The 20,731-nt window shown below is 71.1% G+C and carries 20 protein-coding genes; 8 read left to right on the forward strand and 12 right to left on the reverse strand.

Going from position 1 to position 20,731, the window contains the following annotated elements; genetic code table 11:
* Window positions 1-129: 129 nt before the first annotated feature.
* The gene (locus ACTWQA_RS02160) at window positions 130-1,056 is read right to left on the reverse strand and encodes a bifunctional riboflavin kinase/FAD synthetase (protein WP_443157595.1); all 927 of its coding nucleotides are present in this window, start codon (window positions 1,054-1,056) and stop codon (window positions 130-132) included.
* Between the two features lie 82 nt (window positions 1,057-1,138).
* On the opposite strand from ACTWQA_RS02160, the gene ACTWQA_RS02165 reads away from it, so the two are divergent.
* The gene (locus ACTWQA_RS02165) at window positions 1,139-2,158 is read left to right on the forward strand and encodes a TRM11 family SAM-dependent methyltransferase (protein ID WP_443157596.1); all 1,020 of its coding nucleotides are present in this window, start codon (window positions 1,139-1,141) and stop codon (window positions 2,156-2,158) included.
* 225 nt (window positions 2,159-2,383) lie between these two features.
* On the opposite strand, the gene truB is transcribed toward ACTWQA_RS02165, so the two are convergent.
* The 8 genes from truB to rimP form a co-directional block, all read right to left on the reverse strand.
* Complete coding sequence (gene truB / locus ACTWQA_RS02170; protein ID WP_443157597.1) at window positions 2,384-3,256, reverse strand: tRNA pseudouridine(55) synthase TruB; 873 nt, start codon at window positions 3,254-3,256, stop codon at window positions 2,384-2,386.
* Window positions 3,257-3,308: 52 nt separating this feature from the next.
* Window positions 3,309-4,349, reverse strand: a complete 1,041-nt coding sequence (locus ACTWQA_RS02175) for a DHH family phosphoesterase (protein ID WP_443157598.1) — start codon at window positions 4,347-4,349, stop codon at window positions 3,309-3,311.
* Complete coding sequence (gene rbfA / locus ACTWQA_RS02180) at window positions 4,346-4,786, reverse strand: 30S ribosome-binding factor RbfA (RefSeq protein ID WP_443157599.1); 441 nt, start codon at window positions 4,784-4,786, stop codon at window positions 4,346-4,348. Before rbfA ends, ACTWQA_RS02175 begins: the two co-directional genes overlap by 4 nt.
* Window positions 4,787-4,825: 39 nt before the next feature.
* A complete protein-coding gene (locus ACTWQA_RS02185; RefSeq protein WP_127930718.1) occupies window positions 4,826-5,122 on the reverse strand; it encodes a DUF503 domain-containing protein in 297 nt (98 codons plus the stop codon).
* A 120-nt stretch (window positions 5,123-5,242) separates the two neighbouring features.
* Window positions 5,243-8,443 (reverse strand): translation initiation factor IF-2, encoded by a 3,201-nt coding sequence (gene infB, locus ACTWQA_RS02190; RefSeq protein WP_443157600.1) that lies wholly within the window; start codon window positions 8,441-8,443, stop codon window positions 5,243-5,245.
* Window positions 8,444-8,568: 125 nt separating this feature from the next.
* Window positions 8,569-8,868 (reverse strand): YlxR family protein, encoded by a 300-nt coding sequence (locus ACTWQA_RS02195; RefSeq protein WP_305923033.1) that lies wholly within the window; start codon window positions 8,866-8,868, stop codon window positions 8,569-8,571.
* The gene (nusA, locus tag ACTWQA_RS02200) at window positions 8,852-9,856 is read right to left on the reverse strand and encodes a transcription termination factor NusA (RefSeq protein WP_305923034.1); all 1,005 of its coding nucleotides are present in this window, start codon (window positions 9,854-9,856) and stop codon (window positions 8,852-8,854) included. Before nusA ends, ACTWQA_RS02195 begins: the two co-directional genes overlap by 17 nt.
* 12 nt (window positions 9,857-9,868) lie before the next feature.
* Entirely contained in the window at window positions 9,869-10,354 is a 486-nt protein-coding gene (gene rimP, locus ACTWQA_RS02205) for a ribosome maturation factor RimP (RefSeq protein ID WP_443157601.1), read from the reverse strand.
* A 220-nt stretch (window positions 10,355-10,574) separates the two neighbouring features.
* On the opposite strand from rimP, the gene ACTWQA_RS02210 reads away from it, so the two are divergent.
* Window positions 10,575-11,054, forward strand: coding sequence for a hypothetical protein (locus ACTWQA_RS02210; RefSeq protein WP_443157602.1), 480 nt, complete (start codon window positions 10,575-10,577; stop codon window positions 11,052-11,054).
* Window positions 11,051-11,503: a ferritin-like domain-containing protein gene (locus ACTWQA_RS02215; protein WP_443157603.1), complete on the forward strand. Its 453-nt coding sequence runs from the start codon at window positions 11,051-11,053 to the stop codon at window positions 11,501-11,503. Before ACTWQA_RS02210 ends, ACTWQA_RS02215 begins: the two co-directional genes overlap by 4 nt.
* A 148-nt stretch (window positions 11,504-11,651) precedes the next feature.
* On the opposite strand, the gene ACTWQA_RS02220 is transcribed toward ACTWQA_RS02215, so the two are convergent.
* Both ACTWQA_RS02220 and ACTWQA_RS02225 read right to left on the reverse strand, forming a co-directional pair.
* Complete coding sequence (locus tag ACTWQA_RS02220) at window positions 11,652-13,394, reverse strand: proline--tRNA ligase (RefSeq protein WP_443157604.1); 1,743 nt, start codon at window positions 13,392-13,394, stop codon at window positions 11,652-11,654.
* A gap of 91 nt (window positions 13,395-13,485) precedes the next feature.
* The gene (locus tag ACTWQA_RS02225; RefSeq protein ID WP_443157605.1) at window positions 13,486-14,157 is read right to left on the reverse strand and encodes a hypothetical protein; all 672 of its coding nucleotides are present in this window, start codon (window positions 14,155-14,157) and stop codon (window positions 13,486-13,488) included.
* 133 nt (window positions 14,158-14,290) lie between these two features.
* On the opposite strand from ACTWQA_RS02225, the gene ACTWQA_RS02230 reads away from it, so the two are divergent.
* Window positions 14,291-15,238: an acyl-CoA dehydrogenase family protein gene (locus tag ACTWQA_RS02230; RefSeq protein WP_443157606.1), complete on the forward strand. Its 948-nt coding sequence runs from the start codon at window positions 14,291-14,293 to the stop codon at window positions 15,236-15,238.
* A 22-nt stretch (window positions 15,239-15,260) separates the two neighbouring features.
* Here ACTWQA_RS02230 and ACTWQA_RS02235 read toward each other — a convergent pair whose 3' ends face one another.
* Window positions 15,261-15,746 carry a hypothetical protein gene (locus ACTWQA_RS02235; protein WP_443157607.1) on the reverse strand — a complete coding sequence of 162 codons (486 nt, stop codon included), beginning with the start codon at window positions 15,744-15,746 and terminating at the stop codon, window positions 15,261-15,263.
* A 94-nt stretch (window positions 15,747-15,840) separates the two neighbouring features.
* On the opposite strand from ACTWQA_RS02235, the gene ACTWQA_RS02240 reads away from it, so the two are divergent.
* Genes ACTWQA_RS02240 through ACTWQA_RS02255 form a run of 4 tightly spaced genes read left to right on the forward strand, consistent with a single transcriptional unit; the run spans window position 15,841 to window position 20,729 of the window.
* Window positions 15,841-16,908 carry an LLM class flavin-dependent oxidoreductase gene (locus tag ACTWQA_RS02240; protein WP_443157608.1) on the forward strand — a complete coding sequence of 356 codons (1,068 nt, stop codon included), beginning with the start codon at window positions 15,841-15,843 and terminating at the stop codon, window positions 16,906-16,908.
* Window positions 16,908-17,969 (forward strand): hypothetical protein, encoded by a 1,062-nt coding sequence (locus ACTWQA_RS02245; protein ID WP_443157609.1) that lies wholly within the window; start codon window positions 16,908-16,910, stop codon window positions 17,967-17,969. Before ACTWQA_RS02240 ends, ACTWQA_RS02245 begins: the two co-directional genes overlap by 1 nt.
* A gap of 9 nt (window positions 17,970-17,978) precedes the next feature.
* Complete coding sequence (locus ACTWQA_RS02250; protein WP_443157610.1) at window positions 17,979-19,523, forward strand: AMP-binding protein; 1,545 nt, start codon at window positions 17,979-17,981, stop codon at window positions 19,521-19,523.
* A 33-nt stretch (window positions 19,524-19,556) separates the two neighbouring features.
* Window positions 19,557-20,729, forward strand: a complete 1,173-nt coding sequence (locus tag ACTWQA_RS02255; RefSeq protein WP_443157611.1) for a class I adenylate-forming enzyme family protein — start codon at window positions 19,557-19,559, stop codon at window positions 20,727-20,729.
* Window positions 20,730-20,731 lie beyond the last annotated feature (2 nt).

Raw genomic sequence — 20,731 nt, forward strand, 5'->3', positions numbered from 1 at the left:
ATGTGACGAATGCGCGAACGACCGTGCGTGCCTACAGTCGCCGCATGAAGGCCGTCATGGGCAGCGCGCAGCGCCGCCGTTACAGAGCCGACATGCAAGACTACCACCTAGGGCCGGGTGCTCGGGTGTTCAGCTTGTGAGGCGCCGAGTGGCGGCGACGTCGGCATGGATCTGCTCGATCAGCGCGTCGATCGACTCGAAGCGGGTGTTGCCGCGCAGGCGGGCGGCGAAGTCCACCGCCACGTGCACCCCGTAGAGCTCCAGGTCGTCCCGGTCCAGCGCGTACGCCTCCACCGTCCGCGGCACCCCCTCGAACGTCGGATTCGTGCCGACCGAAATCGCCGCCGGCCACCGCTCCCCCGCGTACAGGGCGGGCAGGTTGGCCACGGGCACGCACTCCAGCCAGCCCGCGTAAACCCCGTCGGCGGGGATCGCGGTGTGCTGCCGCGTCTCCACGTTCGCGGTCGGGAAGCCGAGCTGGCGCCCTCGCTGATAGCCGCGGACGACCACGCCTTCCACCCGGTGCGGCCGCCCGAGCGCCGCCGCCGCGCCCACGACGTCCCCGGCCACGATGAGCTCGCGGATGCCGGTGGACGAGACGCCGCCGAGCCTGGGCACGACCTCCACCTCGAAGTCGTACTTATCGCCCAGCGTCCGCAATGTCTCGACGTCGCCGCTCGCACCCTGGCCGAACACGAAATCCTCTCCCACCACCACGACCGCGGCCCGCTCCCGTTCGGCCAGCACCGATTGCGCGAAGTCGGCAGGACTGGTCCGCGACACCTCGAGCGTGAACTCCACCACGTCGATCTCGTCCACCCCCAGCCCGGTCAGCAACTCGGCCCTGCGCCTGAGGCTCGTGAGCCGCTGCGGATGCGACCCGGGTCGCACGACCTCATCGGGATGCGGCTCGAACGTGACGGCAACCGCAGGCAGCCCCCGCTCCCCGGCGACGGCGACGGCCCGCTCGACAACCCGCTGGTGCCCGCGGTGGACCCCGTCGTACACACCGATGGTGACGACAGACCTTCCCGAACCCTGCACGCTAGGCCCCATTCGCTCGTGGCGGATCAATCCCCCACAAGCCTGCCACGCGCGTCACGGTTCCCCGTAACCGAGGGGGATAGGATCGAGCATCATGCCTCGATACGCGCTTCTGATTCTGCCTGCCTTCAACCGGGTCTACGGTGAGAGCTCCGTCCGGCTGACGAAGAGCGAGCTGGCGGTCTTCGGCGCGCGGGCCCTTCAGTGCGAGGTGCTGGACAGCGCGGAGACCGCCATCGGCGGCGTGCCGTACGTGACGTTCGAGACGGCTGAGCCGCTCACCCAGCCGGACATTTCGCTTTTGTCAAATCTTTCCTCGGTTTACGCAATTTTTGGCATCGAGGGCGAGCTGCTCAGACCGCTCCTGATGCAGTCGCTCGACCGGCTGAGCAGCGACCTGATCACCATCCAGAAGTACGCGGGAAAGACCAACGAGCACTTCACCAAACTGCTGCTCAATGTCACGGCGTTGGCCGGGGACAAGGGGCTGGGCGAGCGGCTGTCGGTGTTCGATCCGCTGTGCGGCCGGGGCACGACGCTCAACCAGGCCCTCATGTACGGCTACGACGCTTACGGGATCGACGTCGACGGCAAGGACTTCGAGGCCTACTCCGGCTTCATCAAGACCTGGCTCCGCAACAAGCGGCTCAAGCACACCGCCGAGACCGTGCCGGTGCGCCGCGAGCGGGCCCTGGTCGGGCGGCGGCTGAACGTCACGTTCGGGCTGTCGAAGGAGGCGGTCAAGGCGGGCGACGTGCAGCACCTGGCCGTGGTCAACGCCGACACCCACAAGAGCCGCGAGTTCTTCAAGCCCCGCTCGTTCGACGTCCTGGTGACCGACGCTCCCTATGGGGTCCAGCACGGCAGCAAGGGCGGCTCCGGCCTGTCCCGCAGCCCTCTGGAGCTGTTGCGCCAGGCGGTGCCCGTGTGGGCCGAACTGCTGCGTCCTGGCGGCGCGATGGGCATCGCCTGGAACACCTACGGCGGCAAGAGCTCCGACCTGGCGGAGATCCTCACCGCGGCCGGTCTCCGGGTGATGGACTACCCCGACTTCGAGCACTGGGTGGACCAGGCGATCGTCCGCGACATCATCGTCGCCCGCAAACCCGCCTGAGCGCCGCAAACCCGCCCAAGCGCCCGCAACCCGCCCGAGCGCCGGCAGACTCGCCGACCGTCCGGCACCGCCGCCACACGGCACGGGGCACCATCGGGCACGGGGCACCATCGGGCACGGACGCCCGCGCATACGCGGTCGTCGAGCCGCCGCGCGCACACGCCACCGACCGGCGGCGGTCGTCGCTCACGGCGCGACGCCGCGCGATCCGTCCGGCGAATCGGCTCAGCCGGCGAAGACGGCGAGGGGTTTGGCGGTTTTGCCCTGCTCCTCGACCAGCGCGAGCAACTCCCCCTCCGGCCCGAACACGCCGATCGGCCCTTTTCCGAGACCGGTCGCGGGTAGCCGCCCGCCGTGCGCGACGACACGGGCCTCCTCGGCCGTCACGTCCCTGCGCGGGAACGCCGCCGCCACCGCCTCCCCGATCGGCAGGATCACGCATTCCTCGGCAAGCTGCTCGATGCTCCTGGCCAGCGACAGGTCATAGGGCCCCACGCGGGTACGCCGCAGCCGCGTCAGATGCCCCCCGACCCCGAGCGAAGCACCCAGGTCGCGGGCCAGCGAGCGGATGTAGGTGCCGCTGGAGCAGGTCACGACCGCGTCCACGTCCACCACGTCATCGTGGACCCTGATGTCCAGCACGTCGAACCCCCGCACGGTGACGGGCCTGGCCGACAGCTCGACCGCCTCGCCCGCCCGGGCCATCTTGTAGGCCCGCTGCCCGTTCACCTTGATGGCGCTGACCTGGGGCGGGATCTGCATGATCTCCCCGGTCAGCGCGGCGACGCCCTTGTGGATCTCGGCCGCCGTCACGCCGGCCGCCGAGGCGGTGGCGGTCACCTCGCCCTCGGCGTCGTCGGTGTTCGTGCTGACGCCGAGCCTGATCGTGGTCTCGTAGACCTTCTCGGTCAGCATCAGGTGCCCGAGCAGCCTGGTCGCCTTCTCGACGCCGATCACGAGCACGCCCGTCGCCATAGGGTCGAGCGTGCCGGCGTGCCCCACACGGCGGGTGCCGGCGATGCGCCGCATCTTGGCCACCACGTCGTGGGACGTCCACTCGGCCGGCTTGTCGACGATGATCAGACCGCTCTCGGCCATCAAGCCATCCCCTGCCCTCGTCCGAACGCCATTCCGCCTGGTCCGGCTGCCCTCACGCCATCCCCAGCTCGCGCTTGAAGGCGGCCATGGTCTCCTCCACGGTGGCGTGCGAGGTGTAGCCGGCCGCGTTGTGGTGCCCGCCGCCGCCCAGCGCCGCGCACGCGGCGGCCACGTCGGCGGTGCCCTTGGACCTGGTGGACACCTGCCAGGCGCCCTGGTCGTCCTCCTTGAGCACGACCGCCACCTCGGCCTCGTCGGTGCGCCGCACGATGTCGATGATGCCCTCGAGCTCGGCGTACGGCAGCCCGTACGCGGCCCGGTCCACCCGCGTCACGTACGTCCACACCAGCCCGCCCTCCAGCATCGCCCGGTCCAGCGCGGCCGACAGCACCTTGAGGTAGCCGAACGGCGAGCGGTCCCACAGCTCGCGGGCGATCTCGTCGGTACGCAGCCCCGTCGCCACGAGCCTGGCCGCCATCTGGTGCACGGCAGGCGTGGTCGAGGAGTGGCGGAAGGAGCCGGTGTCGGTCACGAGGCCCGCGTACAGGCACGTGGCGATGTCCCGGTCGAGTCGCCCGCCCAGCCGGTAGATGAGCTGTTCGGCCAGCATCGCGGTGGCGGCGGCCTTGGGGTCGATGAGCGCGAGCGTGCCGAATCCGGCGTTGGACGGGTGGTGGTCCACCACGATGACCTCGCGCGCCCTGGCGGTGTTGTCGCTCAGCGGCCCCAGCCGTTCGAACGTCGAGGAGTCGAACGAGATCACCAGCTGGGGCGCGGCGGGGAACTCCTCCGGCTGCACCAGCATCTCCTGCCCGGGCAGGAACCGCAGCAGCCGCGGCACCTCGAACGGCCGATCGCCGAACGACGCCGCGACGCGCTTGCCCATCGACCGCAGCACGAAGGCCACGGCCAGCATCGAGCCGAGCGCGTCACCATCGGGCGTCACGTGGCAGACCAGGGCGACCTCGTCGGCCTGGTCGATCAGATGCAGCGCCCGGTTCCAGGCGCTCTCCGGTATCGTGCCGCCGCCGACGCCGTTGCGGGACTCAAGGCGTGCCGGCCGGTCGGCCCGGTCTCTGACGTCGGGCGTCACGCCGGCTCGTCCTCGTCCTCGTCGGGCTTCCGGTAAGGATCCGCGTCGCCCGCGTACGCCGCCTCCTTGGCCTGGCGCGCCACCTCGGCGTCCCGCGCCCGGGCGGCGTTGATGAGGTCGTCGAGGTGGCGGGCGCTGTCGGGCAGCGGGTCGTGCTTGAAGGTGAGCGTCGGGGCGAAGCGCACGCCGGTCTGGCGGCCGACTTCGGAGCGGAGGATCCCCTTGGCGCTCTCCAGGGCGGCCGCGCTGTCGGCGCGCTCAGCCTCGGAGCCGAACACCGTGTAGAAGACCGTCGCATCCCGCAGGTCAGCGGTGATGCGCGTGTCGGTCACGGTGACGAAGCCCAGACGTGGATCCTTGATCCGGCGCTCCAGCATCTCAGCGACGATCTGCTGGATGCGGTCGGCGAGCTTGCGCGCTCGTGCGGCATCCACCATGTTCGCTCCCCCTCACGCACGACCTGGCCGTGCTGTCGTTCAATCTTCGTCGGTGTAGAGCCGCTGCCTGGCCGACAGCAGCTCGATCTCAGGGCGGAAGGCCACCATCCGCTCGCAGGCGTCCATCACCTCTTTGCAGTTGCCCGCGGAGGCGGAGATCACCGCGACGCCGATCTCAGCCCTGCGATGCAGGTCGAGATGGCCGGTCTCGGCCACCGCGATGCTGGGATAACGTCGCTGCAACTCGGCGATCAGAGGCCGGACGGCAGAGCGCTTCTGCTTCAGCGAACGCACGTCGCCGAGCAGGATGTCCAGGGTCAGAGCACCCACATACATCGTTGTCTACCACCGCTTGGCCTGGTGTGGTGAACGCACGGGCGGCCTGCTGCGGTGGGGACCAGGCCAGGACGTGCGAGAGGCGCCCGGCGGATGTCCCGCCGGGCGCCATGCCGCTTGTCAGTCTCGCGGCTTCTCCCGCATCTCGAAGGTTTCGATGGTGTCGCCTTCCTTGATGTCGTTGTAGCCGACACCGATGCCGCACTCGAAGCCCTCGCGGACCTCGGTGACATCGTCCTTCTCCCGCCGCAGCGAGGAGACGGTGAGGTTGTCGGACACGACGACGCCTTCGCGGATGAGGCGCGCCTTGCTGTTGCGCACGATCCTGCCCGAGCGGACCACCGAACCGGCGATGTTGCCGATCTTCGGCACCTTGAAGATCGCGCGGATCTCCGCGGTGCCCAGCTGGACCTCTTCGTACTCGGGCTTGAGCATGCCCTTGAGCGCCGCTTCGATTTCCTCGATCGCCTGGTAGATGACCGAGTAGTAGCGGATGTCGACGCCCTCGCGCTCGGCCAGGTCGCGCGCCCGAGGCTCGGGGCGGACGTTGAAGCCGATGATGACCGCGTTGTCGTCGGCGACGGCCAGGTTGACGTCGTACTCGGTGATCGCGCCGACCGCGCGGTGCAGGACACGGAGCCTGACCTCGTCGCCGACATCGATCTTGAGCAGGGCGTCTTCCAGGGCCTCCACCGAACCGGACACGTCACCCTTGATGATGAGCTTGAGCTCGTCGACGCGGCCCTTCTCGAGGTCGCTGAACAGCTCCTCGAGGGTGCGGCGACGGCTCGACTTCGCCATGTCGGCGCTGCGCTTGCGCGCCGCGCGCTGCTGGGCGATCTGGCGGGCCATCCGGTCGTCGGTGACGACGATGAAGTTGTCACCGGCGCTCGGCACGGCCGTCAGACCCATCACCAGGACCGGACGCGACGGCGTGGCCTCTTCGACCGCGTCGCCGTTGTCGTCGAGCATCGCGCGGACGCGGCCGAAGGCCTCGCCACACACGATCGAGTCGCCGACCCGGAGCGTGCCGCGCTGGACCAGGACGGTCGCGACGGGGCCACGGCCCTTGTCGAGGTGCGCCTCGATCGCGATGCCCTGGGCGTCCATCGTCGGGTTGGCCCGCAGGTCGAGCTCGGCGTCGGCGGTGAGCAGGATGGACTCGAGGAGCGCCTCGATTCCGGTGCCGTTCTTCGCCGAGATGTCGGCGAACAGCGTGGAACCGCCGAATTCCTCGGCCACCAGACCGTATTCGGTGAGCTGGGCCCGCACCTTGTTGGGGTCCGCGCCCTCCTTGTCGATCTTGTTGACCGCGACCACGATCGGCACGTCGGCCGCCTGGGCGTGGTTGAGCGCCTCGATCGTCTGCGGCTTCACACCGTCGTCGGCCGCGACCACCAGCACCGCGATGTCGGTGGACTTGGCGCCTCGGGCACGCATGGCGGTGAACGCCTCGTGACCCGGGGTGTCGATGAAGGTGATCCTCCGGTCTTGGCCCTCGTGGTCGGCGGACACCTGGTAAGCGCCGATGTGCTGGGTGATGCCACCCGCCTCGCGCGCCACCACATTGGTCTTGCGGATGGCGTCGAGCAGCTTGGTCTTACCGTGGTCGACGTGACCCATGACGGTCACGACCGGCGGACGCGCGGCCAGGTCGGCCTCGTCGCCCTCGTCCTCGCCGAACTCGATGTCGAAGGCCTCGAGAAGCTCGCGGTCCTCCTCCTCCGGGCTGACGACCTGGATGTTGTAGTCCAGCTCGGCGCCGAGCAGCTGCAGCGTCTCCTCGTTGACCGACTGAGTCGCGGTCACCATCTCGCCGAGGTGCAGCATGATCTGCACGAGCGCGGCGGGGTTGGCGCCGATGCGGTCGGCGAAGTCGGACAGCGACGCACCGCGCGGCAGGCGGATCGTCGCGCCGTTGCCGCGAGCGACCTGCACGCCGCCGATCGCCGGCGCCGACATGTTGTCGAACTCCTGGCGCCTCTGGCGCTTGGACTTGCGGCCACGAGCGGGACGCCCGCCGGGACGCCCGAAGGCTCCCGCGGTGCCGCCGCCACGGCCACGACCGCCGGGGCCCGGACGGCCGCCGAAGCCGCCACCGCCACCGGGACCACCGGTGCCCGTGCGCGGACCCGCACCAGTGCCGGCGCCACCGGGACGACCGGCGAAGCCGCCGGGACGACCGCCACCGCCGCCGCCCCCACCGGGACGACCGCCACCGCCGCCGCCCCCACCGGGACGACCGCCACCGCCGCCGCCCCCACCGGGACGACCGCCGCCACCGCCGCCGCCGCCCGGACCGCTGGGACGACCCTGAGGCATCATCATCGGGTTAGGACGCGGACCACCGGGACGGGGACCGCCCGCACCGGGACCCGGACGCGGACCGCCGGCAGGCGGACCGGGACGCGGCCCAGGAGTGGGCCTGTCGCCGCCACGACCCTGCGGCGGACGCGGCATCGCGCCGTCGCGGCCGTCACGCGGCGGACCGTCGCGACGCTCGCGCTGGCCGGGGCCGCCGCCGTCGCGCTGACCACCGGGCCGCGGCGGCCGGGCCTGACCCATGCCGCTGGCCGTCGACGAGAACGGGTTGTTGCCAGGACGCGGGCCACGCGGACCCGGCTTCGGCCCTGGACCAGGGCGCGGACCGCCGCCACCGGCGGGCGCGCCGGGACGCGGAGCGCCGCCGTCACGCTGACCACCGGGACGCGGAGCGCCGCCGTCGCGCTGACCACCGGGCCGCGGCGCCTGCGCCGAGCCGCCGCCACCGGGACCACCCGGACGAGGGCTGGGGCCGGGCTTGGGTCCCGGGCGAGCGCCCGGGACCGGACGCGGACCAGGAGCCGGCCGAGCGGGCGCACCGGAGCTCCCGCTCTCGAATCGCGCCTGCGGAGCCTGAGGCGTCTCACCACGCGCGGCTTCCGGCTGCTGCTGCGGCTGGTGCGGCATGGGCACCGGCGGGCGCGGCTCAGCGCCGCCCGCGGGACCCGGCCGCGGGCTGGGACCAGGCCTGGGACCAGGACCCGGAGCCGGACGCGGAGGACTTGGAACCGGCGCCTGTGGGGCGCCGTTGCCGGCCTGGCTGTCCGCCGGCCGGGGAGCAGCCCTTGGCGGCTGCGGTTTGTTGGACGGCATTCCGCCGCCTCTAGAGGGCCCACCCTTCGATGCGCCCAGAGCTTCGGTGAGCCTGCGGACCACCGGCGCTTCGATGGTCGAGGACGCCGAACGGACGAACTCTCCCATCTCTTGGAGCTTGGCCATGACGACCTTGCTCTCTACGCCGAACTCCTTAGCGAGCTCGTATACCCGGACCTTCGCCACTGCACTCCCTTACTCGGCCCGGGAGGCTGGCTGTGCCGTCCGGACCGTCGCTACCTTGACGTCTTCATCGCCGCGTGCTCATCAGGCGCTCATAGCAATCTGACTCCGCCCATCAACTCGGCGTCCTACATGACATTTCGTGGTTCTCCCTCCAGGTGTGCCCGCACGCTCGAGACGTCGAGCGGTCCCGGCACGCGAAACGCGCGTGGAAACGCCCGGCGCCGCTCGGCGAGCTCCAGACAGCTCAAGGACGGATGCAGCGACGCACCCCGGCCAGGAAGCCGTCCTCGCAGGTCAGGGACCACATGGTCCTCGACCTTCACCAGGCGGAGCAGCTCGGACTTAGCCGTGCGAACCCTGCAGCCCACACAGGTGCGCTGTGGGCCCGCTTGGCCACCATATTCCAGCTTACCGTGTTGACGCATCTACGGAACCGGCGGCATCTTCCGCTTGGGTGTCGGGCCGGATGTCGATCCGCCATCCCGTGAGCCGTGCGGCAAGCCGGGCATTCTGCCCCTCTTTCCCGATGGCCAGCGACAGCTGGTAGTCGGGCACCGTCACTCTCGCGACACGCCCCTCCAAATCGAGAACCTCGACGTGGGAAACGCGCGCGGGCGACAGGGCATTCCCGACGAACTCCGCCGGGTCCTCCGACCAGTCGATGATGTCGATCTTCTCGCCGTGAAGCTCCGTCATCACGTTGCGCACGCGCGAGCCCATCGGCCCGATGCACGCGCCCTTGGCGTTGACGCCGGGCTTGCGCGACCTGACGGCGATCTTCGTACGGTGCCCGGCCTCACGCGCCACCGCGGCGATCTCCACGGTGCCGTCGGCGATCTCAGGGACCTCCAGCGCGAACAGCTTCTTCACCAGCCCGGGATGCGTGCGCGACAAGGTGATCGAGGGGCCCTTGTGGCCCTTCTTCACCTGCACCACGTAGGCGCGGATGCGCTCGCCGTGCACGTATTCCTCGCCGGGGACCTGCTCGGCGTGCGGCAGCACGGCCTCGACCTTGCCCAGGTCGACGAGCACCACGCGGGGGTCCTTGCCCTGCTGGATGACGCCGGAGACCAGCTCGCCCTCCCGGCTGGCGAACTCACCGAAGTTGATCTCGTCTTCGGCGTCGCGCAGCTGCTGCAGGATGACCTGCTTGGCGGTGGTGGCGGCGATCCTGCTGAAGTTGTTGGGTGTGTCGTCGAACTCCCTGACGACGTCGCCCTCCTCGTCGAGCTCGGCCGCCCAGATGGTCACGTGACCGCTGCCCCTGTCGAGCTCGGCACGCGCCTTGGAGGCCGCGCCCTCGGTCCGGAAGTATGCGATCAGCAGCGCGTCCTCGATCGCCTTGACCACCAGGTCGAAGGAGATGTCCTTTTCACGTTCCAGGCTGCGCAGGACGCTCATGTCGATGTCCACGGCGGCTCCCCCTTAGCCTTCGTCGCCGTCGACGTCGTCGATCCGGCGGAACTCCACCTGCACCCGTCCCCGGGTCAGGTCTTCGTAATCAAGCCGGCGTGCGGCGCCCGCGATGTCGAGGTCGACGCCGCTCTCGTCCGCCGCCGTGATCCGGCCCTCCACCACGGTGCCGTCTCGCATCTCGGCCTTCACCAGGCGTTTGGCAGCACGCCGCCAGTGGCGCGGCTCGGTGAGAGGGCGGTCGACACCCGGCGAGGAGACCTCCAGCGTGTAAGCCGCCTGGCCCATCGCGTTGTCGTCGTCCAACGCCGCGGAGACGGCCTGGCTCACGTCGGCCACGTCGTCGAGGCTCACGCCGCCGTCGCGATCGACGATCACGCGCAGCAGCCGTCTCTTGCCTGCCTGGGTGACCGTGATGTCCTCCAGGTCGAGACCCTCCGCGCTGACCACGGGCTCCAGGAGCTTTATCAGGTGGTCGCGGGGTGATGCGCTGCCCATATCGACCTCCCCTATTGTCATGTCTCAGCCGGGCGGACCTCGCCTCTGGCTCTCCGCCGCCTGGCCGCACAGCCAGCGACGACAGTTGACACCCTATCTGTATGAGGGCACGAAAAGAGCGCCACTCGTCTCGGCCGAATGGCGAGCGTCACCGACAGCGATCGCGGGCAGGAGCCCGTACGATGCTATCCGGGTCCCGTAATACTGGAGGTTCCTGTCCGTGCGTCCGCGTCACCTCTCCCGGCGGGTCTTGCTGGCGGGCGGAGCGGCCGCTCTCACCGCCTGCAACGCCTCCGGCCCGCCGCAGCCACCCGCCCAGGCTCCGGACTCCCCCGAGACGCTCCTGCTGAAAGATTTGATCGCCGAGAAAGAGCGGACGATCGCCCTCTATTCCTCCCTGATCGCGGGAGGGGCGCAGAAGCTGGTTCCCTTCAGGGACCGCCACCAGGCCCATCTGGACGAGCTGCGCAAGCACGTCAAGGCCACCGCCTCGGCCCCTGCGAGGTTGTCCGCCTCGGGCTCCGCGACGCCGTCCGCCACGCCGAAGACGTCGCTGTCGCGGCTGCGCGACCTCGAGCGCAAGGCCGCGGCGCTGCGGGCCCGCCAGCTCGCGAGCGTCTCGCCCGGGATGGCCCAGCTCATCGCCAGCATCGGCGCCTGCGAGGCCGCCCACGCCGCCGCCCTGCCGAGGTCCCTGTGAACGCCGGCGACGTCGAGAAGTTGCGCAAGGCGCTGGCCGCCGAGCACGCCGCGCTGTTCGCGTACGGGCTATTGGGGGCGCGGACGTCCGGGTCGCTGCGGGACAGGATGAGCGCGGCGTTCGACGCCCACCGGGCGCGCCGCGACCAGTTGCGGGGGTTCATCACGACGCGCGGCGGCCGGCCGATCGAGCCCGACGCGTCCTACGCGCTGCCGTTCTTCCCCTCCAACGCCACGCTGGCGGCCAAGCTGGCCGCGCATCTGGAGAGCGGTGTCACGGCCGCCTATCTGGAGCTGGCGGCCGCGCAGGATGTGTCGCTGCGCCGCTACGCCGCGCTGGCCATGCAAGAGGCGGTCACCCGGGCCTACTCCTTCCGGCCCGCCCAGCCGTCCGCGTTCCCCGGCATGCCGACCGCCGCCCCTTCGCCCACGCCGACCCCCTCCGGCTGAATGTCACCGCACCGCACCTCGCCGACGCGGGGTGGGCGGCACGGAAGGCACGACGGCCGGAGGACATGATGGCGCCGGGTCGGCGAGACGCCGTGCGGAGCGAGCCCGTGCCGCGGCAAGGGCAGCGGGCCCGCTCAGGGCAGGGGTGTCAGGCGATGGCGGCGGTGACGCGGTCGGCGGCCTCGGCCAGCGGGATCTCCGACCTCTCGCCCGAAACCCGGTCCCGCAGCTCGACCAGGCCCTGCGACAGCCCGCGCCCGACCACCACGATGGTCGGCACGCCCAGGAGCTCGGCGTCCTTGAACTTGACGCCAGGCGACACCTGCGGCCGGTCGTCCACCAGGACGCGGACACCGCGCGAGGCCAGCTCACCGGCCAGCTCGAGCGCCGCCTCCACCTGGTTTTCCTTGCCGGTGCCGACGATGTGCACGTCGGCGGGCGCGACCTCACGGGGCCACACCAGGCCGAGCGGGTCGTGGGCCTGCTCGGCGATGACCGCCACGGCACGCGAGACGCCGATGCCGTAGGAGCCCATCGTGATGCGGATGGGCTTGCCGTCGGGGCCGAGCGCGTCGAGGCCGGCGGCGTCGGCGTATTTGCGGCCGAGCTGGAAGATGTGGCCGATCTCGATGCCCCGGTCGATGGACAGCTCCGCGCCGCAGCGAGGGCAGGGGTCGCCGGCGCGCACCTCGGCGGCCTCGATCGTGCCGTCAGGGGTGAAGTCGCGGCCTGCGACCACGTTGGCGGCGTGCTTGCCCGGCTCGTTGGCGCCGGTCACCCACGAGCTGCCGGTGACCACGCGCGGGTCGACGAGATAACGGATGCCCAGCTCACGCAGGACCTGCGGCCCGATGTAGCCGCGGACGAGCCCGGGGTGCCTGGCGAAGTCGGCGGCCTCGAAGATGGCGGGCTCGCCGGGCGCCAGCGTCGCCTCCAGGCGCTTGAAGTCCACCTCGCGGTCGCCGGGCACGCCGATCACCAGCGTCTCGATCTTGTCCGAGCCGGGCGTGGCGACCTTGACGACGACGTTCTTCAAGGTGTCGGCGGCGGTGACGGACAGGCCGTGGTGCTCGTTGACATAGGAGACGAGCGACTCGATGGTCGGGGTGTCCGGAGTGTCCATGACCCGCAGGGCCGGCGTGTCCTCGTAGGAGCGGGCGGCCGGGGCGGGCGTGGTGACGGCCTCGGCGTTGGCCGCGTATCCACAGGAATGGCAGGCGACGAAGGTGTCCTCGCCGGTCGGCGTGGGCGCGAGGAACTCCTCCGAGGCCGACCCGCCCATGGCGCCCGACTGCGCGAACACGATCTTGTAGCGGATGCCGAGCCGGGCGAAGGTCCGGATGTAGGCCTCGCGGTGCTGCTCGTAGGAGCGCTTGAGCCCGTCGTCGTCGAGGTCGAAGGAGTAGGAGTCCTTCATGAGGAACTCGCGGCCCCGCAGGATGCCGGCCCGCGGCCGCGCCTCGTCGCGGTATTTCGTCTGGATCTGGTAAAGGGTGACCGGATAGTCCTTGTAGGAGGAGTATTCGCCCTTGACCATGTCGGTGAAGAGCTCCTCGTGCGTGGGCCCGAGGAGGTAGTCGGCGCCCTTGCGGTCCTGGAGCCTGAACAGCGTGTCGCCGTATTCGGTCCAGCGGCCGGTGGCCTCGTAATATTCGCGGGGCAGCAGGGCGGGGAAGAGCACCTCCTGGGCGCCCATCCGGTTCATCTCCTCGCGGACGATCCTGGTGACGTTTTCCAGCACCAGCTTGCCGAGGGGCAGCCAGGAGTAGATGCCAGGCGCCACGCGGCGGACGTAGCCGGCGCGGACCAGGAGCTTGTGGCTCGGCACTTCCGCGTCTGCCGGGTCGTCCCGCAGGGTGCGAAGAAACAACGACGACATGCGCAGCAACACGGCTACTCCTTGTTCGAACCTGGATGGAGGCTTACAGGCTATCGAGTCGGGGCAGCCGCTCGCTCGGTGTTAAACCTCAGCCCCAGCGTCGTCAGATCGCCAAGGGTATCCAGCCGGCGACGAAGGCGGCCAGGCAGACCGTGAAAACGCCGGCGAAGACCGCCGACAGGGCGAGCGCGCGGACCCGGGCGCGGGCGTTCCTGCGCAAGACGAACACCAGCGCGACCGACAGCAGCCCGATGACCAGCGCGGGCAGCGGCCAGAACGACTGCCCGCCGTCGATGAAGCCGGGCGTCGCCCGGTCCACGACGTCCGCGATCAGCACCGCGCCGACCGCGCCTGCCGCCAGGTCGCCCCAGACGTCGTCCCTGCGGGTGACGTACGCCAGCAGGCCCAGGCCGACAAGAAGGGCGAGCATCCAGTTGAGCCCGGCGGCGCTGCCGCCGATGACGTCGAAGGCCACAACGCCGGCGAGCGCCCCGGCTCCCAAGGCGGCGACCAGCGTGGACACGGCCGCCAGGAACGTGGTCAGCAACGCCCATCCGAACCCCGACGCGGTGACCCCGACGACCAAGGACAGGGCGAGGTACGCGTACGGCTCGTAGACGTGGCCGAGCCATTCGGGTCCGCGGCCGGAGATGAGCATGCCGACGAGGCCGACCAGCAACCCTCCTGAGAAGGCCGCGACCAGATGGCGTTCGATGCAGCGCAGCCGACGGTCGTATTCGGCGAAGTCGGCGTACTCGATGGCGGTGTTGTTCATCTCCATTCCCTGGTCAAACCCTCCCCTGGCGACTTATAGGGATGACCGGGCTCAGATTATGCGACCGTACAGAAAAGGCAAATTTCGGTCATGACTTTACCAGGACAAGCAATCGCTTGGTTAGCATGTGTCCGTGTCGCTACCCGATGAGCTCCGCGCCGTTGTCCGCGACTACCTCGCCGGCCGTCCCGGCGCGTCCTGGCCGGAGTTCGCGCGGGACGTGGGCGTCGCGGGGCTGATCGTGGCCGAGGAGCACGGGGGCGCGGGATGCGGGCCGACCGAAATGGCGGCCGTGGCGGAGGAGCTGGGCCGGGTTCTGTCGCCGCATCCGTTCCTGCAGTCGGCGGTGATGGCCGTCGCGGCGGCCGCCGGGTGCGGGGCGTCCGACCTGCTGGAGGTGCTGGCCGAAGGGGCCTCGACCGCGACCGTGGTGCTGCCGGGTGACGGCGAGCTGCGGCTGGAGGGGGAGCTGCTCACGGGGACGGTGCCGTACGCGCTGGAGGGCGAGCTGGTGCTGCTCTACGTCGACGGGCTGCTGGTCGAGGCCGTGCCCACGCGGCGGGAACCGTACCCGACGACGATGGACGAGAGCCGGCCGTTGGCGCGGCTGGTCTTCGACGGCGTGCCGGTACGGCGGCTCGGCGACGGCTCAGCGTGGACCCGCGTGCGGGACCTGGGCATCGCGGCGCTGGCCGCCGAACAGGTGGGCGGGGCGCAGCGCTGCCTGGAGATGGCGGTCGAGCACGCCAAGCGGCGGCACCAGTTCGGGCGGCCGATCGGGTCGTTTCAGGCGATCAAGCACAAGCTTGCCGACGTGCTGCTGCTCGTGGAGTCGGCCAGGTCGGCGGCCTCGGCGGCGGCGCGGGACGGGGTGTTCGCGGCGATCGCGGGGTCGTACTGCACGGAGGCCTATCTGGCGGCGGCGGGCGAGAACATCCAGGTCCACGGCGGGATCGGGATCACGTGGGAGCATCCGGCGCACCGCTACCTCAAGCGGGCCACGTCCGACGCGCAGCTCTTCTGCCCGCCCCAGGTCCACCGCGCCCGGCTGGCGGCGCACGTCTTCGGGCCACCCGCCTGATCCCGCCACCGGCCTGAGCGGGTCAGCCGCCCAGGAGTTCCTCCCAAGGGTGGCGGGTGTTGGTGCGGCGGGTCGTGTCGAGGGCCTCGGCCAGGCGCCAGAAGCCCGGCCGGGAGCGTACGGTGGCCCGGCCCATCGGGTCGATCGCGCGCAACTCGAACAGCACCCCCATCACGTCGAGCACGGCCGAGCCGCCGCTGCCCGGACCCGCCTCGGTGACGAGCGAGCCCTCGTAGTCGGGGTCCCGCACCTGCTCGGCCAGGAGTAAGGCCACCTCCGACGCGTAGGGCCCGTCGCGCCACTCGATGTGCCAGCTGTGATCGGACCCCCGCCACCAGGTCAGGTCGCGGCACGACTCGATGAAGTCCGCCTCGCTCGCCAGAGCGGCCATCACCCGGCCGAACGCCTCGTACCGGCGGGCACTCGTGAGCGAGAGGCCGTCGTCGCCGTGGTCGGGGACCGCCGCGTTCTTCGGCCGCCTCAGCGCGTGCTTTCGCTTCACAGGCATCCACTCTGATCGCGCCCGCGCCCTTCCCGCAAGTGTTCGCTGCTGATACGCTCTACCAAGCGAGCGCTTGGTTTACTACTGTGCCGGAGGCGCGATGACGTCCCTACGGATCAGCCTGGGGTACGAACTGGAGGTCCGCGGGCGCACCCGCGAAGTCGAGCAAAAGGCGTTCCACAACGTGGTCGACCAGGTCGTTCTGGGCGACCGCCTGGGCTTCGACACCGCCTGGTTCGTCGAGCACCACTTCACCAGGGGCTTCTCCCACTCCTCCGCCCCCGACCTGGTCCTGGCCGCCATCTCCCAGCGGACCGAGCGCATCCACCTCGGGCTCGGGGTGGTGCTGCTGCCGTTCCAGTCCCCGATCCGCACGGCCGAGCGCGTCGCCACGCTGGACGTGCTGAGCGGCGGCCGGGTGGAGTTCGGGACCGGGCGCGGGGCCTCGCCGCTGGAGTACCAGGCGTTCCAGCGGCCGTTCGAGAAGTCCCGTCAGATCTGGGAGGACACGCTGGAGGCCACACTGGCCATCTGGCGGGCCGACGGCGAGCCGATCAGCCGGTCGAACGAGTTCTTCGAGATCCCCGACGTGGCCGTCTACCCGCGGCCGGTCCAGGAGCCCCATCCACCGGTGTGGGTGGCGTCCACCTCGCTGGAGGGGTATCTGGCGGCGGCCAAGCACGGATACAACCTGCTCGGCATGACGATGCTCAAGGGCATCGACGACGTCGCCGCCGACATCGCGAAATATCGGGAATGTCTCGCCGAGCATGGCTTCGACCCGTCGAGCCGCCGCGTCGCCCTCATGATCCCCTGGTTCGTCGCGCCCACGCGGGACGAGGCCAACGCCACGGCCGCCGACGCCGTCCTGTGGTACATCCGCCGCCAGGTCAACCTCGTCACCCCGCCCGACTACTACGACGCCCGCCACGCCACGCACCGCGTGCTCGGCCAGCTCGCGGCCGGGCTGCCGCCCGATGAGGCCATGGCCACGCTGCGGGAGCACCTGATGGTGGTGGTCGACGACGTGGAGGGCTCGCGCAAGGCCCTGGCCAGGATCGCCGAGGCCGGCGCCACGGATCTCATCATCCAGGCCCAGGTCGGCGGGCTGGCGCACGAGCGGGTGTGCGAGTCGATGACGCTGTTCATGACCGAGGTGGTGCGCTGATGGCCCGCTGGCTGACCCGCGACGATCTCGGGGCCGCCGCGCGTGCCGCCGAAGGGCTCCTGCTCGTCTCCCCTGACGTGTCGAGCGCCTTCCCGCTGAGCCAGGATGACCGCGCGGCCGCCGCCGGGCTGACCGCGGCGGCGCTGCGGGCGGCCGGGGTCGGTGAGCGGGACCGGGTCGCGGTGGCGCTCGCCGAACCCGCGGGCGCGCTGTGGAGCGCCGCCGCGGCCGACGTGGCGCAGGCCGCCGCCGACGTGGGGCCGCGCGGGCGGATGCGGCTGCACCACGCGCTGTCCGCGCTGCGCGCCACCACGCTGGTGGCCACCCCGACGGGCGCGATGGACTTGCTGGCCCGCCTGCACCTGGAGTTCCTCCTGGACCCGCTGGACCTCGGGCTCAGGAACATCGTGCTGACCGGCGAGATCGCCTCCAAACGGACGATCGGCTACCTGGCGGACGAGTTCGGGGCGAGGGTCACCGAGGTGTACGCCAGCCCCTTCGGGGGCACGCCCCTGGCCTGGCGGGCGGCCGAGGAGGACCCGCTCACGCCGCTCGCGGACGGCATGCTCGGCCTGGCCGCCCTGGCCAAGGACGAGGCCCCCGCCGCTGGGACCGCGCTGGCCGAGCTGGTCGTCACCCCGTATGGGCACTCCACGCTCGGCGACGCCGTGCTCCGCACCGGGCAGGTGGCCAGGCCGGGCGGCGCGGGCATCCCCGCGCCGGACCACACCGTGGGCGAGCACGTGCTGGTCAGGGGCGTGTGGCTGGCGCTGCCCCGGATCGAGAAGGCGCTGTCGAAGATCGACGGCGTGGCCGGCTGGGACCTCGCGATCAGCCGGCAGGGGACGCTGGACGCGGCCGTCCTCACCGTGACGTTCAACCGGGAGAGCCTGGTTGGCAACCCCATGTGGCGCTCGCGGATCCAGCAAGCCGTTCAGGCGCTGACCCCCGTGTCGATCGGCGTGGAGATCGCCCAGGACGTCTCCGACACACCCCGCCCCGGCACGGTGAACGACCTGCGCGGCCACCACCTCGGCCGGGATCGAGCTCTCATCACCTGAGGGGGACCGATGACGCCGGACTGGGGGACGCTCCCCCGCATGCTGCGCGATCAGGCGGCGCACCACCCCGACGCCACGGTGATCGCCGAGGGCGGCACCCGGGTGACGCTGCCGGAGCTGCGGGCGAAGGCCGCCGAGGTCGCCCGCGGCCTCATCGCCCTCGGCGTCGAGCCCGGCGACCGGGTGGCGATGTGGGGGCTGAACTCGGCGTACTGGGTGGCGCACGCGTTCGGGATCTGGGACGCGGGAGCGGTCGTCGTGCCGCTGTCGTCACGGTTCAAGGGCATCGAGGCCGCCCAGCTCATCGAGAAGACCGGCGCGAAGGTGCTGATCACCGGCGAGGGGCCCACGGCGGTCCCGCTCGCCGGGCTGCTCCCGCCGCTGCCCGGCCTGCGCCACACGATCGTCCCTCCGGCATCGGAGTTACGCGCCCTCGCCGCGCGGGTCTCCGCGCGGGAGGCCGAGGACCGGGCGCTCGCCGTCGGTCCCGGAGACCTGTGCGAGATCATGTCCACGTCGGGCACCACCGGCACGCCCAAAGGCGTCATGCTGGATCATGCCCAGGTCCTGCGTGGCTACTGGGACTGGTCGGAGATCGTCACGCTGAACGAGGACGACCGGTATCCGGTCATCGCCCCGTTCAACCACGGCTTCGGGCTCAACGCCGGGCTCATCGCCTGTGTCATGCGGCGGGCCACGATGGTGCCGATCCCGATCTTCACTCCGGACGCTCTCATGTCACTCATCTCGGCCGAGCGCGTCACCATCCTGGCCGGGCCGCCCACGTTGTTCCACCGGATCCTCGACGAGCTGGACCGCGGCCCGTGGGACGTGTCATCGCTGCGCGTGGCCATCTGCGGGGCCGCCGCCGTGCCTGCGGCGCTGATCACACGGCTGGTCGAGCGGGTCGGCCTGGAGCGGATGATCAACGCGTACGGGCTGATGGAAGGCACGGTCGTCTCCATGACCAGGGCCGGCGACCCCATCGAGGTCGTCGCCAACACCACGGGCAGGCCCGTACCCGGCATCGAGGTCAAGATCGTCGATGACGACGGCAAGGAGGTCGCGACCGGCGAGCGCGGCGAGGTCCTCCAGCGCGGGTACGGCGTGATGCGGGGCTACTGGAACGAGCCCGCGCGGACGGCCGAGGCCGTGGACACCGGCGGCTGGCTGCACACGGGCGACGTCGGCGTGCTGGACGAGCAGGGCAACCTCGCGATCGTCGACCGCAAGAAGGAGCTCTACATCGTCAACGGCTTCAACGTCTCGCCCGCCGAGGTGGAGTCGCTCCTGCTGCGTGAGGGGTCGCTCGCCCAGGCGGCGGTCGTCGGCGTGCCCAACCCGGCCTCCGGCGAGGCCGGTGTGGCGTACGTGGTCCCGCGGCCCGGCGCGAGCGTCGACCCCGGCGGCCTGATCGCGTGGGCGCGGGCCAACATGTCCAACTACAAGGTCCCCAAGCGGGTCGTCGTGGTGGACGCCCTGCCGGTCAACGTGAACGGCAAGATCGACAAGCTGGCTCTCCGTGATCGGGCGAAGCAGGCGCCGGGCGAGTAGGTTGGAAGTGCGCCCACTGCCCCAGGAGCTGCCATGTTGCGCCTGCTGGCCGGGGCGGCCGCACGTACATTCGGGGCGCGCGCGGCCGTCGTCACCGGCGCCACGACGCTGACCTTCGCCGACCTCGACCGGCTCTCCGATCAGGTGGCCGCCGGCCTCGCCCATCGCGGCGCCCGCGTCGGCGACGTCGTGGCCCTGGCGCTCCCCGACGGGCCCGAGTTCGTGATCTGCTACGTCGCCGCCGCGAAGATCGGGGCGGTGACCGCGGGCATCGGGACCGATCGTGTGGAGCTGCTGACCCTGCTGGATCCGGCCATCGTCATCACCGTTCCGCGGGTGCTGCCGCCGCTGGCCGGGCTCGACGTGGTGACGCTGCCCGCCGAGCGCGGCGAGCGCGGACGGGACCCCTACGACCCGGCGCGGCTCGGCGGGCTGTGCCGGGCGGAGCCGCCCCCGCCGCCGTTTCCGCCCGACCCCGGCCGTCCGGTGGTGATCACGTTCACCTCAGGGCGGACCGGGCCGCCCAAGGCCGTGTTGTTCGGCAACCGCCAGCTCGAGGCGATCCGCGCCCACGGGGCCGGTGATCGATGGGCCACCGGTCAGGACGCCCGGCTGGTGCCGCATCCGCTCGGGCGGCTCGGGTTCGCCACCCGGCTGCCGATATTCCTCCAGACCGGGCGGACCTGCCATGTCCTGCCCGCGTGGAGCGAGGACGCCGCGATGCGGGTGCTGCGCGAGCACCGGATCGGCGTGTTGCAGGGCAGCCCGGTCCAGCTCTCGCACATCCTGGCCTGCGGCGGTGATCTGCCCGACCTGACCCTCATTCTGTCCAGCGGCGCGCCCGCCCCGCCCGAACTGATCAGGCAGTTGCGCGACAGGTACGGCGTGCCGGTCTGCAACCGGTACATCTGCACCGAGGCCGGGCTGGGGCTCGGCACGCGGCCCGACGACCCGCCCGAGGACGCGGAGGTGAGCGTAGGCAGGCCGCGCGGCGGGGTGGACGTGTCCATCCGGGACGAGGACGGCCGTCTGCTGCCTCATGACGCGCACGGAGAGGTGCTTCTCCGCTCGGACGCGGTCATGAGCGGCTACGTTGGCAACAGGACCGAGCAAACGGTTTTCGCCAAGGACGGGTTCGTGCGCACGGGCGACCGGGGATACATCGATCGCACCGGCCGGTTGCATCTGGTGGGACGCGTGTCTTAGGA

It is taken from the genome of Nonomuraea sp. 10N515B (assembly GCF_052245915.1).
Classification (GTDB): domain Bacteria; phylum Actinomycetota; class Actinomycetes; order Streptosporangiales; family Streptosporangiaceae; genus Nonomuraea.

Excerpts from the sequence above, each read along its gene's own strand:
- ACTWQA_RS02160 (WP_443157595.1), bottom strand. The coding sequence starts at position 1,056 with ATGGGGCCTAGCGTGCAGGGTTCGGGAAGGTCTGTCGTCACCATCGGT.
- ACTWQA_RS02165 (WP_443157596.1), top strand. The coding sequence starts at position 1,139 with ATGCCTCGATACGCGCTTCTGATTCTGCCTGCCTTCAACCGGGTCTAC.
- truB (WP_443157597.1), bottom strand. The coding sequence starts at position 3,256 with ATGGCCGAGAGCGGTCTGATCATCGTCGACAAGCCGGCCGAGTGGACG.
- rbfA (WP_443157599.1), bottom strand. The coding sequence starts at position 4,786 with ATGGTGGATGCCGCACGAGCGCGCAAGCTCGCCGACCGCATCCAGCAG.
- ACTWQA_RS02185 (WP_127930718.1), bottom strand. The coding sequence starts at position 5,122 with ATGTATGTGGGTGCTCTGACCCTGGACATCCTGCTCGGCGACGTGCGT.
- ACTWQA_RS02195 (WP_305923033.1), bottom strand. The coding sequence starts at position 8,868 with ATGCGTCAACACGGTAAGCTGGAATATGGTGGCCAAGCGGGCCCACAG.
- rimP (WP_443157601.1), bottom strand. The coding sequence starts at position 10,354 with ATGGGCAGCGCATCACCCCGCGACCACCTGATAAAGCTCCTGGAGCCC.
- ACTWQA_RS02225 (WP_443157605.1), bottom strand. The coding sequence starts at position 14,157 with ATGAACAACACCGCCATCGAGTACGCCGACTTCGCCGAATACGACCGT.
- ACTWQA_RS02235 (WP_443157607.1), bottom strand. The coding sequence starts at position 15,746 with ATGCCTGTGAAGCGAAAGCACGCGCTGAGGCGGCCGAAGAACGCGGCG.
- ACTWQA_RS02240 (WP_443157608.1), top strand. The coding sequence starts at position 15,841 with ATGACGTCCCTACGGATCAGCCTGGGGTACGAACTGGAGGTCCGCGGG.
- ACTWQA_RS02245 (WP_443157609.1), top strand. The coding sequence starts at position 16,908 with ATGGCCCGCTGGCTGACCCGCGACGATCTCGGGGCCGCCGCGCGTGCC.
- ACTWQA_RS02250 (WP_443157610.1), top strand. The coding sequence starts at position 17,979 with ATGACGCCGGACTGGGGGACGCTCCCCCGCATGCTGCGCGATCAGGCG.
- ACTWQA_RS02255 (WP_443157611.1), top strand. The coding sequence starts at position 19,557 with ATGTTGCGCCTGCTGGCCGGGGCGGCCGCACGTACATTCGGGGCGCGC.